Below are 2,032 nucleotides of genomic sequence, written 5' to 3' on the forward strand. Positions count from 1 at the left end.
GCAAGACAGCGGCACGCTGCGCCTGCTGGAGCGCTTGGTGGAGGAGTATTACGACGCGCTGACGCTGGATCCCCCGCGCGCGCGGCGGCTGCGCCACGCGATCGTCGAAGAAACGTTGCGGCTGGGCGTGCACGAGGAGCTGGGCTTGCAAGGCGACCCGCAGGATGCGGCGGTGCTGGCGCAGTGGCTGCAGCGTCTGGACGCCTACCTCTGCGAAATCAAGGAAAGCCAACTTCGCGCTGGCTTGCACGTCTGGGGCGCGTCGCCCCAGGGGTTGGCGCGCGCGCAGACCCTGCTGGCCTTGCTGCGCCAGCCGCGCGGCAGCCGCCCGCAGGACGACAGCCTGCTGCGCGCGATGGCGCAGGATTTCGGTCTGGACGGCTTCGACCCGCTGCAAGCCGACCCCGCCGAGCCCTGGCGCGGGCCGCGCCCGCCGCTGCTGCAGGCCATCGACCCTGAGGGGCCGTGGCGTCACGCCGGCCATACGCGCCAGCGGCTGCAGCAGCTGGCGTTGGCGTGGCTGCAAGATCCGGCGCGGGCCGCTCAGCAGTCTGGCCCGCGCGCTCAGCAGGTGCTGCAGTCGGCCTGGCAGGATCTGGCGCCGCGGCTGGATGCTTGCGGGCCCCACGAGACGGCCCAACTGCTGCGCGGACTGCGGGGCCGGTTTGTGCCGCCGGGCCCCAGCGGGGCGCCATCGCGCGGACGTATCGATACGCTGCCCACCGGGCGCAATTTCTACGCCGCCGACCCGCGCAGCCTGCCAACCCCGGCGGCGTGGGACAGCGGCCAGCGCATCGCGGCGCGCCTCATCGAGCGCTACGCCCAGGATCACGGCGTCTTCCCCAGCGCCATCGGCCTGTCGCTGTGGGGCACCACCACCTTGCGCACCGGCGGCGAGGACGTGGCCACCGCGCTGGCCTTGCTGGGGGCGCGGCCGCGCTGGGCCGACGGCAGCGGCCGTGTGGTCGAGGTGGAGGTGCTGCCGGCGTCGCTGCGGCCCTATCCGCGCGTGGACGTGACGCTGCGGGTCTCTGGCCTGTTCCGCGACGCGTTTGCGCACCTGATCGATTTGCTCGACACCGCTGTGCAAGCGGTGGCCGCCATCCCCCCAGAGGACGAGCCCGACGAGCTCAACCCCGTGCGCGCGCGCGTGCAGCGGGAGGTGCAAGCCCTGCGTGCGCAAGGGCTGGAGGCCGCGCAAGCGCAGCGCCAGGCCAGCTGGCGCCTGTTCGGCCCGCGCCCCGGCTCGTATGGCGCCGGCATCGGCGAGCTGGCGCAAACCGACGCCGCGCTCGACCGGGACGCGCTGGTGCGCGCCTACCTCGGCAGCGGCGGCTACGCCTACGGTCGCGGAGCGCATGGGGTGGCGGCGCCGGCGGCGTGGACGCAGCGGTTGGCGCAGCTGGAGCTGGCCGCGCAGATCCAGGACCACCGCGAGCACGACGCGCTGGACATCGATGGCTTCGTCGAATACCTTGGCGGCATGGCCGCCGCCGTGCAAGCCCTGCGCGGGCAGACGCCTGCGGTCTATCACGCCGACAGCAGCGCAACCGCGGTGCGGGTTCGCCCCTTGCGCGAAGAGCTGGCGCGCGTCGTGCGCGCGCGCGTGACGCACCCGCGCTGGCTGCAGGCCATGCAGGCGCACGGCTACGCGGGTGCGGCCGAGATGGCCGCCACGCTGGAGCACCTGCTGGGCTGGGCGGCGCTGGGTCAAGGGGTAGCGGCGCATCAGCTCGACCCGGTGGCCGAGGCGCTGGTGTTCGACGAGGGTAACCTGCGCTTTTTGCGACAGCACAACTTGCCGGCGTTGCGCCGCATGGCGAAACGCTTGCGGCAGGCCATCGAACAAGGGCTTTGGACGCCCTCGGCGGTGCAGCAAGAGCACCTGCAGCAACTGCAGCTGGAGTTGGAGGAGCGATGGGAACAACCGCCAATGTGACGGCCATGGAAACCCATTCGACCACGGTTCCGTCACCCAACCCTTCCACGGAGACGCCGCGCTATCCTTTTGCGGCGCTGGTGGGCGTGCCGG

The 2,032-nt window shown here is 72.5% G+C and carries 1 protein-coding gene; it reads left to right on the forward strand.

Features of this window, described 5'->3' with window-relative positions; translation table 11 throughout:
- Window positions 1-1,939: cobaltochelatase subunit CobN (locus tag ACK4TH_RS11505; protein ID WP_409626605.1), on the forward strand; the 1,939-nt coding region annotated here is incomplete at its 5' end.
- Between the last annotated feature and the right edge of the window lie 93 nt (window positions 1,940-2,032).

It is taken from the genome of Tepidimonas sp., assembly GCF_046292505.1.
Taxonomy (GTDB): Bacteria; Pseudomonadota; Gammaproteobacteria; order Burkholderiales; family Burkholderiaceae_C; genus Tepidimonas.